We start from the raw sequence: 17,919 nt of genomic DNA on the forward strand, positions 1-17,919 counted from the left end.
CGCTCTGACCATTGCCCGGACGCGATTTTAATGCGCCTCGGCCCAGTTGGCACCCTGCCCTGCGTCCACGACCAGCGGCACATCCAGATGCACCACCGGATTTGCCGCGCCTTCCATGACATCGCGCGCCACACCGATAAGGTCATCCGCCGCCGCAGCATCCACTTCGAACAGCAATTCATCGTGCACCTGAAGCAACATCCGCGCCGGAAGGCCCGCGATTGCATCCGGCATACGGATCATGGCGCGACGAATGATATCCGCCGCTGTCCCTTGGATCGGCGCATTGATTGCAGCGCGTTTGGCGAAACCGGCATGCGGCCCCTTGGCGCCGATTTCCGGCGTGTGAATCCGACGGCCAAACAGGGTTTCGACCCGCTTATGCTCTTTGGCAAAGGCCACCGTGGCATCCATATATTCCTTGATGCCGGGGAACCGTTCGAAATAGCGATCAATGAAACCCTGGGCCTCGGCCCGTGGAATCCGCAGATTGCGGGCAAGGCCAAAACCGGAAATCCCGTAGATCACGCCAAAGTTGATACCCTTGGCCTGACGGCGAATCTCTGGCGTCATCTCGTCCAGCGGCACGTTGAACATTTCCGACGCGGTTGCGGCGTGAATGTCCTGGCCTTCTCGGAACGCCTGTTTCAACGAGTTCTATTTCGGCAATATGCGCCAGAATGCGCAATTCAATCTGCGAATAGTCGAGCGAGACCAGCACATTGCCCTTATCGGCGACAAAGGCCTCGCGGATGCGGCGGCCTTCCTCGCTTCGGACGGGAATGTTTTGCAGGTTGGGATCGGTTGACGCCAATCGCCCGGTGTTGGCCCCGGCGATGGAGTATGACGTGTGGACCCGACCGGTATCGGGGTGGATATGTTCCTGCAAGGCGTCGGTATAGGTCGATTTCAGCTTGCTGAGCTGACGCCAGTCCAGCACCCGCGCCGGCAGGTCATGTTCGGTCGCCAGATCGGCCAGCACATCGGCCCCGGTGGCATAGGCCCCGGTCTTGCCTTTCTTACCGCCCTCGATCCCCATTTCATCAAACAGGATTTCGCCCAGCTGTTTCGGCGAGCCGACATTGAACTTGCGCCCGGCAAGTTCATAAATCTTCATCCTCCAGCCCGGCCATTTTCTGCGAAAACGCATTCGACATCCGGGACAGGGTGTCACGGTCAACCTTGATGCCGTGCATCTCCATCTGGGCCAGAACCGGCACCAGCGGACGTTCCATCCATTCGTAAACCCGCGTGACCTTTTTGCGATGCAATTGCGGCTTGAAGAGTTGCCACAGACGCAGGGTGATATCGGCATCTTCGGCGGCATAGCGCGTGGCGACATCAATCGCGACCTTGTCAAAGGTGATCTGGCTCTTGCCGGTGCCGAGCAAATCCTTGATCGGGATCGGCGTGTGCGACAGATACTTTTCCGACAGCGCATCCATGCCATGATTGTGCAGCCCGGCGTTCATCGCATAGGACATCAGCATGGTGTCATCAATCGGTGCCACCGCGATGCCATTGCGGGCAAAGATCTTGGCATCATATTTCATGTTCTGGCCGATCTTGATCACCGCCGGATCTTCCAGAACCGGTTTCAACATCGCCAGACATGCCTCTAGCCCCATCTGGCCCTCGGCCAGCTTATCCGACCCAAACAGATCATCGCTGCTTTCTGCCCGGTGGATCAGCGGGATGTAACAGGCCTGCCCCGGCTCGACGCAAAGCGAAATCCCGACAAGATCCACGCGCATTTCATTGAGACCGGTGGTTTCGGTATCCACCGCCACATAGCCGCGATCCTTGATCCGGTCGATCCAGACCTGAAGCGCCGCCGCATCCCGCACACATTCATAGGCTTCCGGCGTGATTGGCAGCTGCTCGGCCTGTTCCTGCGGATCACCGTCGCCGGTGGTGGTATCGGGAATGGCCGGCGTATCGACCCCCAGCTTGTCCGCAATCCGCTTGGTCAGGGTTCGGAATTCCATCTCGGCAAGGAAGGGCAGAAGCACATCCGCTTTTGGGTCGCGGACCTCCAACTCTTCGATGGTGAATTCCAGCTTCATGTCGCAATCAAGCTGCACCAGCCGTTTCGACATTTCGATCTGGTCGCGCTTTTCCAACAGGGTCTGGCGACGCTTGGGTTGTTTGATCTCTTCTGCGCGATCCAGCAGCTCTTCGAGCGAGCCATATTCGTTGATCAGCAGCGCGGCGGTCTTGATCCCGATCCCCGGCGCGCCGGGCACGTTGTCGACGCTGTCACCGGCCAGCGCCTGCACATCGACCACCCGTTCGGGGCCGACGCCGAATTTTTCGATCACGCCGTCGCGGTCGATGCGTTTGTTTTTCATCGGGTCAAGCATTTCAACACCGTCACCGACCAGCTGCATCAGGTCTTTGTCCGACGACAGGATCGTCACCCGCCCCCCGGCCTCACGCGCCTGACAGGCAAGGGTGGCGATGATATCGTCAGCTTCAAACCCCTCGATTTCCTTGCAGGCGATATTGAAGGCCTCGGTCGCGCGACGGGTCAGCGGGAATTGCGGCACAAGATCCTCTGGCGCGGGCGGGCGGTTGGCCTTGTACTGATCGTACATGTCATTGCGGAATGATTTGCCGGAATAGTCGAAAATCACCGCGATATGCGTCGGCGCATCCGGCCCGGTGTTATCCTCGACAAACTTCTGCAACATGTTGCAGAACCCGGCGACCGCACCAATCGGCAACCCATCGGATTTGCGCGTCAACGGCGGCAGCGCGTGATAGGCGCGAAAGATATATGCCGATCCGTCGATCAGATGCAGGTGGCAGCCTTTTCCGAAACTCATGACGCGTCTCCGCTGGGGTCATTGGGTTTCGAACTTGTGCCACGACACGGGGGGCACTGCCACCCGGATTTACCTCTGGCGCAGTTTTGCGGGCGATAGGTAAAGAAATACCAGGCTGGTTAACCTTTTGTTAACCATTCGGCAAAAGGTTGTTGGGTCAACTGTAGCGAGGAAATTGTTATGACTGACCTCTCGACGCCAAGGGGTATTGGCACGTTATCGGAGCAAAGCGACGATCTTTTGAAGCAATCTGAATTGCTTGTCGCGTTGCAGTTGGTGGATGCCCCGGCCGAAGATGCCTTTGATAAATTCACCCGCTTGGTTGTCCTGGCCCTGAACACGCCTGTGGCCCTGGTCTGTGTCGTCGAAGAGGGGCGGGATCGCCAGTATTTCAAAAGCGAAATCGGGTTGGAATCGACCTGGGCCAAACTGCGCCAGACCCCGCTGACCCATTCCTTTTGCCAATATGTGAAACGCGATAATCAGCCGATGATCATCACGGATGCCCTTAACGATCCGCGGGTCCGCGACAACCTGGCGGTCCCGGATCTTGGGATAAAGGCCTATCTTGGGGTGCCGTTTCACGATTGTCATGGCCATCCAATTGGCGCGCTTTGCGCCATTGACACAGAATCCCGCAGATGGAGCGAAAATTGCGTTCGGGTGATGACCGAAATCGCCGCCTGTGTCACCGATCAGGTCTGTTTGCGCATTGCGCTGCGGCAATACCATTGGTGACCCTGACAGGCCCACATGATCCAGCCCTTTGATCCGGCAGGACAAATTAACCAAATCAACACCGACATCCGCAATGCTTGTGGCAGTGAAATACTGCGAAGGGATTCGAACATGTCAGAACTGCCCATACCGGGGGACAATACGCCATCCCCCGCGACAAGTGACTATTTGGCAAATTACGCAGAGATGTTGGTCGGTCTTGAAATGGTCGATTCCCCCCGGAAGAGGCATTTGACAAATACACCCGCCTGGTTGCCCGCACACTGGCCGCGCCGGTGGCATTGGTGTCCGTTGTAGAAGAAGGCAAAGACCGACAATATTTCAAAAGCAGTTTCGGGCTGAAAGGGATCTGGGCGTTGCAGCGGCAGACCCCGCTCAGCCATTCGTTCTGTCAATTCGTCAAACGCGACAACCGGCCGCTTATCGTGACGAACGCGCCCAAGGACGCGCGGATCTGTGACAATATGGCGATCCCGGATCTTGGGGTGCGGGCCTACCTGGGTGTGCCGTTTCACGATCGGAATGGGCATGCGATGGGCGCGCTCTGCGCCATTGATTCCAATCCACGCGACTGGACGCAGGATGACATCGACACCATCACCGATCTTGCCGCCTGTGTCACCGATCAGGTCTGTCTGCGCATGGCATTGCGCCTGTCAAACAACTGGTAGCAGCGGCACTCAGGTGGCGGTGGACCCCTGCGGCCAGATCCGTGTCATCAGCCGGGCAATCCAAACGATCAGGGCACCAAGCCCGGCAAAGGCCAGCAACAAACCGGCTGAAATACGCCCGTCCAATCGGCCGCCAAGCGCCAGCCCGGCCGCCGCAAAACCGATCAGCGTGTTGGTCCAGATGGTGAAATAACGAAAGATCGCCCAAAGCGCGGCGCCAAGACCGACATCATTCTGATCCATGTTCAACCCGATACGGGTGAACAGCGTGGCAGCAACCGCAAGCGCCAGAAGCGCCGCAGACATGCGGCGCGCCGTCATCAGTCGGCTGCCGTGTCCGCGAAATCCTTGTGCACATATTTCGCATCGCAATACGGGCATTCGACCCAGCCAATATCCTGGGGGATCTGCAACCAAACGCGGGGATGGCCCAGCGCCACTCCGCCGCCATCACAAGCAATGCGATGGCTTTCAACGATCTTGGTCTCGGGTGCCTTTGTCGACATTCGTGCCATTTCCTTTTGGCTGAACTACGTATGGTTTCCCGCAGAGAACCGATTTCGGTTTCCGTATCCGAGAATGCGTTCTATTTGCGTTATGTGCCAAGAAGAACCGGGGGGCAAGGGGACGCGCATGTCAGATAATGCCATAGAAATTAGCAATCTGCGCAAAATCTATGCAGAACAGAAAAACACTCCGGCGAAAGAAGCGTTGAAGGGGATTGATCTCAACATCCCGCGCGGATCGGTTTTTGGTCTTCTGGGGCCAAACGGTGCCGGGAAATCCACGCTGATCAACATCCTCGCCGGTCTTGTCCTGAAAACCAGCGGATCGGTGCGGATCTGGGGATTTGATCAGGACATCAATCCACGCCAATCCCGCGCCGCGATCGGGGTCATGCCGCAAGAGCTCAATCTTGATCCGTTTTTCGCCCCGCGCGCCGCGCTTGAGGTGCAGGCCTGGCCTGTATGGCGTGCCAAAATCCCAACGCAAAAGCGATGAAATCCTGGAAATGGTCGGGCTGTCAGACAAGGCCAATGCCTATGCTCGCACCCTGTCGGGCGGGATGCGGCGGCGGCTCTTGCTGGGCAAGGCGCTGGTGCATCATCCGCAAATCCTTGTGCTGGACGAACCAACCGCCGGGGTCGACATCGAATTGCGCCAGATGCTGTGGGAAAACGTGCGAAGGCTGAACCGGGAACGGGGCATGACCATCATTCTGACCACGCATTACCTCGAAGAGGCAGAGGAAATGTGCGACGAAATTGCCATCGTCAACCACGGCGAGATTGTCGCCCGCGATTCGACGCGCAATCTTTTGGGGCGGCTGGATGCCAAGGCGATGGTCATTCACCCGGAAGGCCCTGTCACAACCCTGCCTGAAGGTCCGGGAATTGAAGCCACGCGCAAGGATGACGCCATCCTGCTGACCTATAAATCGGCCCAGACCACCGCCGAAGACGTGCTGGAGGCGGTGCGCAAAGCGGGCATCCGCATTCGGGACGTGAAAACCCAAGAGGCCGATCTGGAGGATGTCTTCCTGTCGCTGACGCGGTCACGCGCCTAGCGGGCGATCACGGCAGGATCGAAATCGGCGTGCCGTTTTTGACCATGGCATAGACATCGCGCATTTCCGAATTGGTCACCGCGATACAGCCCGCCGTCCAATCACGCCCGCCCTTGCGGTACTTGCTTGGGCGGCCATGGATAAAGATGTCGCCGCCGGGATTGACCCCGGCCTCGCGCGCGCGGGCCACATCATTTGCATTGGGATAATCAATGCCGATCGACAGGTAGAATTCGCTGTTCGGATTGCGCCGGTCGATCCGGTATTCCCCTTCCGGGGTGCGCCCGTCGCCCTGTTTTTCCTTGTGACCCACCGGGCCGAAGCCCAGGCCAACGTCATATTGTTCCAAAACCTCGGCATGATGCAGCAAATACATCTTGCGCGCGTCCTTATCGACGACGACGCGGGTCACTTCGGGGCCATTATAGGTCTTGAACTTGCTACAGGCCGTGACCGACAAAGCCAATAAAATCAGAAGGATAAAACGAAAACGAAACATTGTGCACTGCCCGGTGATTTTTTTGCCTTCATACCACGGCTGTGGCATTTGGCGAAATCACTTTATTGCCGGTTGGCCGCATCCAGACGTTTTTCAATCGCCTCCAGCCTCACCAAAACCTCGTCCCGATAGGCGTCGGTGGCAGCGACATCCTCTTCGTGGTGGGCATCCTGCATCGAATTGACAATCAAACCCACCAAAAGGTTCACCACCGCAAATGTGGTGACCATGATGAACGGGATGAAAAATGCCCAGGCGTAGGGAAAGACCTCCATCACCGGGCGCACGACGCCCATTGACCAGGATTCCAGCGTCATCACCTGAAACAGCGAATAGGCGCTGCGCCCAAGCGTGCCGAACCATTCCGGGAAGGTCGGGCCGAACAGCTGGGTCGCGATGACCGAACCGATATAGAAGATGATCGCCATCAACAGGAACACGCTGCCCATGCCGGGCAATGCGGTGATGAACCCCTCGACCACCCGGCGCAGACGCGGCGCGGCCGACAGCACCCGCAACACCCGCAGAATACGCAGGGCGCGCAACACCGACAGGCCCTGGGCCGCAGGGATCAATGAAATGGCGACAATCACGAAATCAAACAGGTTCCAGGGACGGCGAAAGAACCCCGCGCCCTGCGCCACCAGTTTCAACGCCAGCTCCACCACAAAGATCCCAAGACAGATCCGGTCGAGCAGGTCTATGACACCACCGGCCTGTGCCATGATCGTTTCCGATGTGGCCAACCCCAGGATGACCGCATTGAACAAGATCACGCCAATGATTGAATTGCGGACCCACGCCTGATCCAACCACGCCGCCAGTTTCGCCTGCATCTATCCCACCCTTTGATTACGCGTCACATATGAGGGCGCGAAAACCGGGCTGCAAGTTCGATATGGGACGACCAGCGGAATTGGTCGACCACCTGCACCCAATCAAGGCGGAACCCCGCCGCAATCAACACCGAAGCATCACGGGCAAAGGTAACCGGGTTGCACGAAACAAAGCCGATTTGCGCAATTTTGGATTTGGCGACTTCCGCCACCTGCGCCTCGGCACCGGCGCGGGGCGGGTCCAGCACCAATGCATCAAATCGATTCAATTCATCCGGCAAAAGCGGGTTGCGGAACAGATCTCGGGGTTCGGTGGTGACTTTCTTCAGGCCCTCGGCCTTGCGCCAACTGTCATCCAGCGCCTCCAGCATGTCGCGCGCGCCTTCGATGGCATGCACCGCCGCAGCACGCGACAGCGGCAGGGCAAACGTTCCACAACCCGCAAACAGATCCGCCACCCGGTCGGCTCCCTGCACCGCCTCTGTCATGGCGGCGATCAATACCGATTGGCCATGGTCAGTTGCCTGAAGAAATGCCCCCGGCGGTGGCACAACACGGATTCCGTCGAATGATTGGGCTGGCGGGGCGCGCATGGCAATCGGCTCCTCCCCCCACACCAGCCGGGCAATGTTGTGCTGGCGGCAAGTTCGCCCAACCCAACCTCCAGCGTGCGATCCAAAGGTTTGCCGCCGGTGGCAAGAATATCCAGACCATTGGCCGACAATGTGACCTGCACCGCGAGCGCGGCCTTGCGGCTTGCGCCAAGCACGGCCAGCGCCTCGGCCACTGGACGGGCGGCCAGAAGGTCAGGATGCAACAGGTGGCAATCCGGGATTTCCACGATCACGCCAGAGGCGCGACCATGAAATCCGGCCATGGCCGCCTTTTTTGTGCGTCGCGCGGAAAACGTGGCCCGCCGCCGGCTGCCCGCGGGCGAGGTTTCGATCGGGCGGAACGCCGCATCAATCCCCTGGGCTGACAGCGCACGCACCACGACATCCTGCTTCCAATTTGCCACAAAACTGTCAGAGGCATGCATCAGCTGACAACCGCCGCAGGCCTTGAAGTGCCGACAGGGCGGCGCAACCCGGTCATCAGAGGGCGCGATAATCTTGACTTCGCTCAAGCGGTCGCCGTTCAACCGGCCACTGATCTGTTCGCCCGGCAGGGTCAGCGGTGCAAAAATCGGGCCTTCGGCGATGCCGTCGCCGTGATGTCCCAAACGGACAATGTCATATGTGTTCATTGTGGCTCTTTGCCCTGATCTGTCAGCCCTGTCGAGTGTTTGGCCGTTCCAGATCCGCCAGAAACGCCCGAACCGCCCTTGGCGACGTCAGAACATGCACTGGTTTGGTTTTGGCCGCCAGATCGGCCAGCGCCAGCATCCGCGCCCGGTTGGTATTGCGGGTACGCCAGATCCAGAGCCAGAATTCGCGGTCAAACCGCTCGGGGCAGTTTTCCGGCAGATCGGCCCGCGTCCGCCCCCAAAGCCGGATCGTACGCCAGAACACCCGCCAGACCCGGCACAGAAATGGCAAATCCAACACAATCAACATATCCGCCCGCGCCATGCGGCTGGGCCAGGTGGCGGAAAGCCCGCCCTCAAAGACCCAGTTTTCGCCCGCCTCGGCCGCCCGCGCCAGCGCCACCCTTTCCACCATTGGCCGTTCAACCCATCCCGGCATCCAGTGGATCATATCCACATGGATCACCGGCAGGTCCAGCCGTCGGCCCAAGGTCCGCGCCAGCGTCGATTTCCCGCTGCCGGGCTGACCGACAATCATGATGCGTGTCATTCCGCCGCTTCGGTCAGATTCAGGAACCCGCCTGATTGCCGCTCCCAATAACGGGCATAAAGCCCGTCTTGCGCCAACAATTCCTCGTGTCCGCCCTCTTCGACAATGCGGCCCCGGTCCAGCACGATAATCCGGTCCATCCGCGCAATGGTGGACAAACGGTGGGCAATCGCCAGCACGGTCTTGCCCTCCATCACCCGATCCAGCGCAGTCTGGATTGCCGCCTCGACCTCACTGTCGAGCGCGCTTGTCGCCTTATCCAGCACAAGGATCGGCGCGTCTTTGACAATGGCACGCGCCAAGGCAATCCGCTGGCGCTGACCGCCGGACAATTTCACGCCGCGTTCACCCAAATGCGCGTCATAACCGTCCCGCTTTTCGTGATCTTGCAAATCAACGATGAAATCATGCGCCTCGGCGCGGGTGGCGGCGGCGATCACCTCTTCTTCGGTGGCGTCGGGCTTGCCATATGCGATGTTGTCGCGTGCGGCGCGGTTAAACATCGCGGTTTCCTGGGTCACCATGCCAATCGCCTGTCGCAGGCTTTCCTGTGTCACGCCTGAAATGTCCTGACCGTCGATCAGGATCTGGCCACTTTCAGAATCGTAAAGCCGCAGCAACAACGCCACCAGCGTTGATTTCCCGGCCCCAGACGCCCCGACAATACCCAGCTTTTCGCCCGGCTGAATGGTCAGCGTGATGTTTTCGACCCCGCCGATGTCACGGCCATAGGCAAAATTCACATCCCGAAATTCGATCTGGCCTGTGCTGACATCCAGTTTTGTCGCATTGGCCACATCCACCAGCTCATGTGGCGGGGTCAGGGTGCGCATCCCATCCTCGATCTCGCCCACATTGGCATAAAGCCCCATCAACGTGAAACTGACCCAACCGGTCATCTGCGCCAAACGCAAACTGACCGCGCCGGTCGCGGCAATATCGCCCGCAGTGATCAAACCGCGCGACCAATACCAAAGCGCGCCCCCCACCAACAGCACAGGCAGGACACCGGCAAGCGACATCAGCCAAAAACGGAATTTGACCGACACGGCCCCGAATTCAAGCTGCCGATCCCGAAAGCGCCCCATTGCGCCCAGCGCGGCGCGATCTTCATGATCTGCATGGGCAAAGAGTTTGACCGTCTTGATGTTGGTCACCGTATCCACAACCTGGCCTGTCACCATCGCCCGCGCCGCCGCGCGCGATTTCGACCGCTTGCGGATCATCGGCATGAAATACCGGATCATCAGGAAATACCCGATGATCCACAGCAAAAGCCCCAGCGCAATGCGCCCGTCCACAGTGCCCAGCAACAGCACCGAACCGATCACCGAGGCCAGCGCAAACAGCACGGTATGCACCACCTCGACCACGACATCGGTCATCGCACGAGCGGTCTGCATTTCCTTTTGTGCGATACGCCCGGCAAAATCATTGTCGAAAAAGGTCACCGCCTGCCCCAGCGTGTACCGATGCAGCCGCGACAACACGAGGTTCAGCACATTGGGCGCAATCACGATGGATTGCGTATAGGCCGACGCCATCAAAACCAGCGGGCGCAGCACCAGAAAAAACCCGGCCACCCCGATCATCAGCCAGAGATGTTCGGAAAACACCTGATCCGGGAAGAGGTCAACGCCGCATCAATCACCAGGCCCAGGGTCATGGCGGCCAGCACCTCTAGCACGCCTGCAAAGGCCGAAATGCCCCCGGCAAAGCCAATGGCCGGAAAAGCACCGCGCAGCCCCCAACGCATGAACCCCAACAAGCTACGCGGCGGCGGCACATCGGTATGCGCAAAGGGATTGATCCAATCTACCGGTTTCATTCAGCGGCCTCCGCATCTTCGTCATCGTCTGTGTTCAGGAACCCGCCCGATTGGCGCGCCCAGAAGGCTGCATATAGCCCGCCTTCGGCCAAAAGCGCGTCATGACTGCCTTGTTCGACAATCCGACCTTCGTCCAACACAAGGATACGATCCATCTGTGCAATAGTGGACAGACGGTGGGCAATGGCAATCACCGTTTTGCCCTCCATCATGCCATAAAGCGTGGTCTGGATTGCGGCCTCGACCTCGCTGTCCAATGCGCTTGTCGCTTCGTCCAGCAACAGGATCGGTGCATTTTTCAGGATCACCCGCGCCAGCGTGACCCGCTGCCGTTGTCCCCCCGAAAGTTTGACCCCGCGTTCGCCGACATGGGCGTCGTAGCCACGCCGACCCTTTGGGTCCTCAAGCTCAAGGATGAAATCATGTGCCTCGGCCTGTTTGGCGGCGGCGATCATCTCCTCCTCGGATGCATCGGGGCGCCCATAAAGCAGGTTGTCACGCACCGAACGATGCAACAGCGAACTGTCCTGCTGCACCATGCCAATCTGACGCCGCAGGCTGTTTTGCGTCACATGCGCAATGTCCTGGCCGTCAATGCGGATCACGCCGGTTTCCGCGTCGTAAAACCGCAACAGCAGCTTGACCAAGGTCGATTTGCCCGCACCGGATCGACCAATCAGGCCAATCTTTTCGCCCGGTTCAATCGTCAGCGTGACCCGGTCCAGCCCGCCACGCCCGCGACCATAATGATGGGACAACCCGTCAAGTTCGATCCGGCCCTTGGTCAGATCCAGCGCCGGGGCATGTGCCACGTCGCGCAGTTCAATCGGCTGGGCAATCGTTTCCATGCCTTCCGCCACAACCCCCAATTCCCGAAAGAAAGAGGTCAGTGCCCACATGATCCAGCCGGTCATCGCATTCAACCGCAGGCTTAGTGCCGTTGCCGCCGCAACGATACCCACACTCGCCTGACCCTGCATCCAAAGCGCCAATGCCCAACCGACGACCCCGACAATCAGAAACCCGTTCAGGACCGTCAGCAGTAAATCCATCGTGGTGAAAATCCGCATTTCCTTTTGAAAGGTGACACGGGCATTTTCGATCGCCTCACGGGCAAAGTTCAATTCATGATCCTGATGGGCGAACATCTTGACCGAATGAATGTTGGAATAGGCATCAACCACACGTCCGGTCACCAGTGACCGCGCATCACTGGCCTCTTTTGACGCGGGGCCAACCCGTTTCACCGTCCACCGGATCAGAACCCCATAGAGCACCAGCCAACACACCATCGGCACCGCCAGCCGCCAGTCAGCCTGACCCAGCAGCACAAAAGCGCCAATGGCGTAAGCCAGAGAAAAGGTAATGGCGTCAAAGACCTGAAACACCGCTTCGCCCGCCGCTGGCGGGGTCTGCATGATGCGATTAGCAATGCGACCGGCAAAATCGTTTTCAAACCAGCCCACAGATTGGCGCAGCACATGGCCATGCGCCCGCCACCGGATCAACGTGCCAAAGTTGGGCAGAATGGTATTGTTGAGGATCGCAACATCCAGCGCCTGAAGCAACGGCCGCAGCACCAACAGAAAAACCGCCAATCCAATCAACCAATTGCCATAATCGGCCCAGACCTGTTCCGGGGTGCCGGACAATATGTCCACAACCCAGCCCATGGCCCAGATCAGGCCAATTTCCACCGCCGCCACCAAAACCGACAGCACCGCCGCGATCACAAACACCCGTTTGAAGGGTTGGGAAAAATTCCACATGAACGCCCAAAGCGTCTGCGGTGGGTGATCGGTCTGGGGATAGGGGCAATAGGGATCAATCAGGGATTTCGAAAAATTTGAACATGGAGACGCTCCTGCGAGCAAAAGTACGGGATCAAATGGACAAAGGCGTGGCACAAACCACGCATCAGAAAACGCGGTTCAGCCGAGGCAAAAACGGTTTACTGGCTCCATATTGATCTCTCCTGTTCAGATGGATGATCTCTTAGCCCGCCTGTGACGGTTTGTCACCCCCTTTGGGCCATCTTCACAAAAACAACAACATTGCATAGCTGGCCAGCGCCAATGCCATGCCCCGGTTAAACACCCGCCAGGCCGCAGGAGCCTTCAGCAAAAAGGCCAGCAAGGCCCCCGCACTGGTCCAGAACAGGCAGACAAACAGGTTGATACCGGAAAACGTCGCGCCCAGGCGCAGCGCCTCGGCCCAGGGTGACACACCACCGGGATAGGCGGAAGCTGCCGCCAGCGCCACGGCCCAGACCTTGGGGTTGACCCATTGGAACAAAACCGCCTGCACCAATGTCATCGGGCGCTGCCCGGTTTCGGCGTCTTTGGGTTTGGCATTCCACAACGTCCAGGCCATGAACAAGATCCACAGCGCCGCCGCAATCCGCAACACGGTTTCCAATCGCGGTGCCGCCGCCAAGAGCGCGCCAAGCCCAAACCCGGTCAATCCCGCCGTGATCCCGACCCCCAGAACCACCCCCAGAAGATGCGGCAGGGTCGCGGTGAATCCGAACCGCGCGCCCGAGGCCGTCAAAAGAATGACATTCGGCCCCGGCGAAAACAGCCCGAAAAACACAAAACCAAAAAGCGGATCAATCATCCGGCAAAAGATCTTCTCGCCCCAGCGAAAACCCAGAGGCAATCCAGCGCGCCTCAAGCTGACGCAACCGGTCGCCCAGCGCCGGACCCTGGAATTCCGGCATCAGATCGGCGGCGGTGATCGGAAATTGCGCAGCGGCGCCCTCTGCCACCCGCGCCAATGCCCGCGCGTCAATATGTTCCTGCATCATCGCCGCACGCAGAACCAAAAGCTTCTCTGCCAGCTCGGCGCCAAAGCGGTAACCGATTTCACCCGGCGGGGTCATCGCGCCCACCGATTGATGAAAAAATGCCAGATCCTTGGCCTGAGGCTTGGACAGGCGCAACCGGTCGCTGACATCAATACCGCCCAGCGCCGCCAGACGCAGGATCGGATCGGGGGCAATTCCGGTTTCTTCTTCGACATAGACCAGCGGGCCAATCGCGGTATCATCCGCCCCCGGTAAAAGCCGCAGCAAAACGCCGGATTGCTTCATCGCCGCCACCGCACGCGTCGGATCGGGGGCCGCCAGAAGCTTAATCAATTCTGATCCAACCCGTTCCCGTGACAGGCTGTCGAGACCATCGAGATTGCTGGCAATCGCCGCAAGCGCATCTGCGTCAAAACCACCCTTGGCCGCGCCGTACCACGCGTTGAAGCGGAAAAACCGCAAACTGCGCAGGTAATCTTCGCGGATACGGGCATCCGCATCGTCGATAAAGCGGATATTGCGCTCTGCCAGATCGGCAAGGCCGCCAACCGGATCGGTGATCACCCCTTCGGCATCCGCATAAAGGGCGTTCATGGTGAAATCGCGCCGCCGGGCATCTTCGTCAATACTATCGGCAAAAGCCACCACCGCGCGACGACCATCGGTTTCCACATCCTTGCGCCATGTGGTGATTTCATGCGGAATGTGATCGGCAACGACGGTCACCGTGCCATGGTCGATCCCGGTTGGCACCACGTGAAACCCCGCCGTCCGGGCCAGTTCCATCACCCGCTCTGGCCGGGCATCGGTGCTGATGTCGATATCGGACACCGGGGCATCAATCAGCGCATTGCGCACACAGCCGCCGACAAAATGCGCCGCATGACCGGCATCGGTCAGCATGGCGCAGACGCTTTGTGTCACCGAATTGCGCAGCCAGTCGCCCGAAACCCGTTCCGGTAGATCAACCTTGCCTTTGATCTTGTTGACCAGTTTCATTGCGCCATCCTCTCTGCCAGGCCGCGCAAAATGCGGGCCGTCGCACCCCAGATGTAATAAGGGCCATATGGCACAGTGTAATAGTATCGCCGCACCCCGCGCCAGCGCCGAGATTGGATCAGATACCGGGTTGGATCCGCGACATGCGACAGCGGTACCGTGAACACTTCGGACACCTCGCCCGGTTCCGGGATCGCGACGAAATCGCCATGCACACGCGCCAACACCGGCGTCACCAGAAAACTGCTGACCGTTTCATGCGTTGGCAACTGGCCCAGAACCTCGACCTGATCCGGGCGCAGGCCGACCTCTTCATGCGCTTCGCGCAGGGCGGCGGCGGTGACATCTGCATCGCCCTCGTCCTGTTTGCCACCGGGAAAGGCGATTTGCCCCGGATGGTGCTTCAACGCCGAGGATCTCTTGGTCAACACGACATGCGGTGCGCCATCGCGCAAAACAAAGGCACAAAGCACGCCCGCTGGCCGCAATTTTCGGCCCGCGGGCAATTTGATGTCCGGGTTCAGATCGAAATCCGACGACGTCACGCTGGTGCAATGCAACGCCGCCAGAACGGGCGCGAGGGGGTCAGCCGCCATCAGACCCCTGTCCGACCGATTTCGGGTCCATCTCGTAATGTGCCCCGCAGAATTGGCAATCTGCGGTCACAAGCCCCTTATCCGTGGTCATCTTTTCGATGTCGCGCGCGGAATAGATCGACAGGCTCTGGCGCACCCGATCTTCGGAGCAGGTACAGCCAAAGGTCACCGGCTGGGTATCGAAAACCCTTGGCCGTTCCTCGTGAAACAACCGCACCAAAAGATCGTTGGGCGGGACCGTCGGCCCGATCAATTCCAGCTGTTCTACGGAATCCAGCAGGATATTCGCCCGGTTCCAGTTCTCGCCCTCTTCATCATCCGCCAGCAAATCATCAACGGTCAAAAGCCCCTCATCATCCCCGAGCCGCCATCCGTGGCAACAAATGGCGAGGCCTTGGGCATATGTTGCAGCATGATGCCGCCAGCGCGCCAATGTTCCGGCTGCCCCGGTTCAATCGAGGTGCCAAAGCTGAGCGAAAACCGGGTTGGCAATTGTTCCGATTGGGCAAAATAGCTTTCCGCACAGGCGCTGAGCGAGGCGCCGGCCAGCGGCGTGATCCCCTGATAGGGCTGCATGCCCTGACCCTGGTCGATCAACACGGCGAAATACCCGCTGCCCAATTGGTCAAATGGGTTGGCGTCGGTCAAACGATCCTTGTCAAAACTGGCATAGGCGCGAATGCGGGCGGGGTCACCTTCGTCGGTGGGACCGTAATAATCGGTGGCAATCATCCGCACCGGGCCGTTCGATTGCACCTGAAGCGACAATTTCCACCGCAATTTGATGGTTTGCCCGATCAACGCGGTCAAAAGCGCCATTTCAGCAACCAGCGCCTCGACCTGCTGCGGATAGTCATGTTGTTTCAGGATACCGCCCAATACCCCGTCAAGCCGGGCAACACGTCCCCGGATGTCAGAAGCGTCAAGCTGAAACGGCAGGACAGTATCGTCCCAGGCGATGGCATTTACGGATGTCATGGGATTTCCTTGTTGCCCGTGGTCGGCGTAAGGCCTCTATATAGCGACGAGATCCCAAGGGCCAAGGGGGGCGATATGATCCGACGTGTGGGACAGGCACCAAAACCCGGCATTTCCTATCGGCTTCGGCCCGGTGTTTATGCCATTTTGCCGCTCGGCGGTCAGCTGTTGGTGACCCATCAGGGCGGCGCGGACGAGCCGCTTCAATTGCCCGGCGGCGGCATTGATCCCGGTGAATCGCCGATCCAGTCATTGCACCGCGAAGTGTTTGAGGAAACCGGATGGCACATTGCCCGCCCGCGGCGGATGGCAGCGGCGCGACGCTATATTTTCATGCCCGAATACGATCTGTGGGCGGAAAAACTTTGTACGATATATATTGCCCACCCGGTGCGCCGCCACGGCCCCCCGAGTGAGGCAGATCATTCGGTGAATTTCATTGATACCCACATGGCGCCCGACCTGCTGGACAATCCAGTAGACCGGTTGATGACCCAAAAGGCATTGCGCGCAGGGCTTATCCGTTAACCGTGAAATTCCAGCAACGCGGCAGAGACATCATCCGGAAATTCGTCCTGGCCCGCCAGTTCCGCCAAATTCCACACCATGGATTTAAGAAAGTCCTGGCCTGCCAGATGCGCCATATTGTGGCAAAGGGACTTCAACCCGTCATCCTCGACAAATCCGCCATCACGCAGCGGGCATTCGGTAATGCCGTCCGAATACAGGAACAACCGGTCACCGGGGCGGAGAAGTGTTTCAAACTGTTCAAATTTTGCCCCCTCAATCAACCCGACGGGAAGCCCCCCGGACCCGATCAGTTCCTGACTGCCATCGGCCCGCAGCACCAGCGGATGTGGATGCCCGGCCTGCGCCATGCGCACCCGCCCCGACAACAGATCCACATCAGCCAAGAGCATGGTAAAGTAATGCTCTGTGTCCATTTCCTCCAGGACCAGGGCATTCAACCGGGCAATCACCTCTGCCGGGGGAAGCATGATGAACAACCCGTCGCCGGTTTCGCGTAACGCAACATTCTGCTCCGGCGTGGTCGAAGACAGGTATCCCGCCAATCTCGCGGTCATTAGCGCCGAAGAAATGCCGTGACCAGAGACGTCAATCGCATAGACCCCCAACCGGGTTTTGCCGACCGGAAAGAACCCAACCAGATCGCCGCCAACATGGCCGCTGGGGTGCAACAGCAACGACAGATCCGCCGTTTGAAATTGCCGGAACCGATCGCGCACCAAAGATTGCTGAAGCTTTTTTGCTTCGATCAGGTCATTGTCGAGCGCGTCATAAAGCCCCTGAAGTTCCGCCATATTCTGGGAAATGACCCGGTTTTGATCGCTAAGCTGGCGTTGCATTCGAATGATGCGTTCGCCCGCCGTGATCCGGGCCCGCAATTCGTCACCGTTGACCGGTTTTGCCAGGAAATCATCGGCGCCATTGTCCAGACCACGCGCCACGGCACCCTTTTCACTTTTGGACGTCAACAGAATGAAATAGCCATAAGCCGCGCGTTCCATTTCGCGGAACCGCTTGCAAAATTCCAGCCCATCCATCCCCGGCATCATCCAGTCGCTCAGCACCAGATCCGGCGGCATGGTTTCACACAAGGCCAATGCCGCCTTGCCGCTTTCGGCCTCGACAACATCATAGCCCTGCCTGCGCAGCGAAGATGACAGAATCTTGCGCTGAAGCTTGCTGTCATCGACGATCAGGACACGAAACTGACTTGGCATTAATTTCGCATCCATTTGATCGGTTGGTCGTG

Annotated in this window: 11 protein-coding genes and 7 pseudogenes; 4 read left to right on the plus strand and 14 right to left on the minus strand. The window is 58.9% G+C overall.

What is annotated here, in order from left to right; all coding sequences use genetic code 11:
• Window positions 1-27 precede the first annotated feature (27 nt).
• A pseudogene (gene polA, locus AC0L4F_RS00230) lies at window positions 28-2,828 on the minus strand (DNA polymerase I).
• Window positions 2,829-3,008: 180 nt separating this feature from the next.
• Here polA and AC0L4F_RS00235 point away from each other — a divergent pair.
• Both AC0L4F_RS00235 and AC0L4F_RS00240 read left to right on the plus strand, forming a co-directional pair.
• Window positions 3,009-3,566: a GAF domain-containing protein gene (locus tag AC0L4F_RS00235; RefSeq protein WP_244683846.1), complete on the plus strand. Its 558-nt coding sequence runs from the start codon at window positions 3,009-3,011 to the stop codon at window positions 3,564-3,566.
• A gap of 230 nt (window positions 3,567-3,796) precedes the next feature.
• Window positions 3,797-4,237 (plus strand): annotated as a pseudogene (locus AC0L4F_RS00240) (GAF domain-containing protein); the annotation flags it as partial.
• A gap of 9 nt (window positions 4,238-4,246) precedes the next feature.
• Here the strand turns inward: AC0L4F_RS00240 and AC0L4F_RS00245 are convergent.
• Window positions 4,247-4,543, minus strand: coding sequence for a hypothetical protein (locus tag AC0L4F_RS00245; protein ID WP_244683858.1), 297 nt, complete (start codon window positions 4,541-4,543; stop codon window positions 4,247-4,249).
• A gap of 14 nt (window positions 4,544-4,557) precedes the next feature.
• The gene (locus AC0L4F_RS00250) at window positions 4,558-4,743 is read right to left on the minus strand and encodes a zinc-finger domain-containing protein (protein WP_244683860.1); all 186 of its coding nucleotides are present in this window, start codon (window positions 4,741-4,743) and stop codon (window positions 4,558-4,560) included.
• A gap of 127 nt (window positions 4,744-4,870) precedes the next feature.
• On the opposite strand from AC0L4F_RS00250, the pseudogene AC0L4F_RS00255 reads away from it, so the two are divergent.
• Window positions 4,871-5,804 (plus strand): annotated as a pseudogene (locus tag AC0L4F_RS00255) (ABC transporter ATP-binding protein).
• Window positions 5,805-5,811: 7 nt separating this feature from the next.
• Here AC0L4F_RS00255 and AC0L4F_RS00260 read toward each other — a convergent pair.
• From AC0L4F_RS00260 to hslO, 10 genes and pseudogenes are all read right to left on the minus strand, one after another.
• A complete protein-coding gene (locus tag AC0L4F_RS00260) occupies window positions 5,812-6,303 on the minus strand; it encodes a L,D-transpeptidase family protein (RefSeq protein WP_244683862.1) in 492 nt (163 codons plus the stop codon).
• A 62-nt stretch (window positions 6,304-6,365) separates the two neighbouring features.
• Entirely contained in the window at window positions 6,366-7,139 is a 774-nt protein-coding gene (locus AC0L4F_RS00265) for an ion transporter (protein WP_244683864.1), read from the minus strand.
• Window positions 7,140-7,162: 23 nt separating this feature from the next.
• A pseudogene (locus AC0L4F_RS00270) lies at window positions 7,163-8,385 on the minus strand (class I SAM-dependent RNA methyltransferase).
• 22 nt (window positions 8,386-8,407) lie between these two features.
• A complete protein-coding gene (locus AC0L4F_RS00275) occupies window positions 8,408-8,935 on the minus strand; it encodes a P-loop NTPase family protein (RefSeq protein WP_244683874.1) in 528 nt (175 codons plus the stop codon).
• Window positions 8,932-10,763, minus strand: a pseudogene (locus AC0L4F_RS00280) (ABC transporter ATP-binding protein). The gene AC0L4F_RS00275 and the pseudogene AC0L4F_RS00280 overlap by 4 nt, the downstream one beginning before the upstream one ends.
• Window positions 10,760-12,617: pseudogene (locus tag AC0L4F_RS00285) on the minus strand (ABC transporter ATP-binding protein). Before AC0L4F_RS00285 ends, AC0L4F_RS00280 begins: the two co-directional pseudogenes overlap by 4 nt.
• A gap of 183 nt (window positions 12,618-12,800) precedes the next feature.
• Window positions 12,801-13,379: a LysE family translocator gene (locus AC0L4F_RS00290; RefSeq protein ID WP_244683887.1), complete on the minus strand. Its 579-nt coding sequence runs from the start codon at window positions 13,377-13,379 to the stop codon at window positions 12,801-12,803.
• Window positions 13,372-14,568, minus strand: a complete 1,197-nt coding sequence (locus AC0L4F_RS00295) for a CCA tRNA nucleotidyltransferase (protein WP_244683890.1) — start codon at window positions 14,566-14,568, stop codon at window positions 13,372-13,374. The genes AC0L4F_RS00290 and AC0L4F_RS00295 overlap by 8 nt, the downstream gene beginning before the upstream one ends.
• Window positions 14,565-15,164, minus strand: coding sequence for a CoA pyrophosphatase (locus AC0L4F_RS00300; protein ID WP_244683893.1), 600 nt, complete (start codon window positions 15,162-15,164; stop codon window positions 14,565-14,567). Before AC0L4F_RS00300 ends, AC0L4F_RS00295 begins: the two co-directional genes overlap by 4 nt.
• Window positions 15,154-16,142 (minus strand): annotated as a pseudogene (hslO, locus tag AC0L4F_RS00305) (Hsp33 family molecular chaperone HslO). Before hslO ends, AC0L4F_RS00300 begins: the two are co-directional and overlap by 11 nt.
• 75 nt (window positions 16,143-16,217) lie before the next feature.
• On the opposite strand from hslO, the gene AC0L4F_RS00310 reads away from it, so the two are divergent.
• Window positions 16,218-16,670 (plus strand): NUDIX domain-containing protein, encoded by a 453-nt coding sequence (locus tag AC0L4F_RS00310; protein ID WP_244683896.1) that lies wholly within the window; start codon window positions 16,218-16,220, stop codon window positions 16,668-16,670.
• Here AC0L4F_RS00310 and AC0L4F_RS00315 read toward each other — a convergent pair.
• Window positions 16,667-17,887, minus strand: coding sequence for a PP2C family protein-serine/threonine phosphatase (locus AC0L4F_RS00315; RefSeq protein ID WP_244683899.1), 1,221 nt, complete (start codon window positions 17,885-17,887; stop codon window positions 16,667-16,669). The genes AC0L4F_RS00310 and AC0L4F_RS00315 overlap by 4 nt on opposite strands.
• Between the last annotated feature and the right edge of the window lie 32 nt (window positions 17,888-17,919).

This window comes from Marinovum sp. J2-8, assembly GCF_055808435.1.

Excerpts from the sequence above, each read along its gene's own strand:
- AC0L4F_RS00235 (WP_244683846.1), top strand. The coding sequence starts at position 3,009 with ATGACTGACCTCTCGACGCCAAGGGGTATTGGCACGTTATCGGAGCAA.
- AC0L4F_RS00245 (WP_244683858.1), bottom strand. The coding sequence starts at position 4,543 with ATGTCTGCGGCGCTTCTGGCGCTTGCGGTTGCTGCCACGCTGTTCACC.
- AC0L4F_RS00250 (WP_244683860.1), bottom strand. The coding sequence starts at position 4,743 with ATGTCGACAAAGGCACCCGAGACCAAGATCGTTGAAAGCCATCGCATT.
- AC0L4F_RS00260 (WP_244683862.1), bottom strand. The coding sequence starts at position 6,303 with ATGTTTCGTTTTCGTTTTATCCTTCTGATTTTATTGGCTTTGTCGGTC.
- AC0L4F_RS00265 (WP_244683864.1), bottom strand. The coding sequence starts at position 7,139 with ATGCAGGCGAAACTGGCGGCGTGGTTGGATCAGGCGTGGGTCCGCAAT.
- AC0L4F_RS00275 (WP_244683874.1), bottom strand. The coding sequence starts at position 8,935 with ATGACACGCATCATGATTGTCGGTCAGCCCGGCAGCGGGAAATCGACG.
- AC0L4F_RS00290 (WP_244683887.1), bottom strand. The coding sequence starts at position 13,379 with ATGATTGATCCGCTTTTTGGTTTTGTGTTTTTCGGGCTGTTTTCGCCG.
- AC0L4F_RS00295 (WP_244683890.1), bottom strand. The coding sequence starts at position 14,568 with ATGAAACTGGTCAACAAGATCAAAGGCAAGGTTGATCTACCGGAACGG.
- AC0L4F_RS00300 (WP_244683893.1), bottom strand. The coding sequence starts at position 15,164 with ATGGCGGCTGACCCCCTCGCGCCCGTTCTGGCGGCGTTGCATTGCACC.
- AC0L4F_RS00310 (WP_244683896.1), top strand. The coding sequence starts at position 16,218 with ATGATCCGACGTGTGGGACAGGCACCAAAACCCGGCATTTCCTATCGG.
- AC0L4F_RS00315 (WP_244683899.1), bottom strand. The coding sequence starts at position 17,887 with ATGCCAAGTCAGTTTCGTGTCCTGATCGTCGATGACAGCAAGCTTCAG.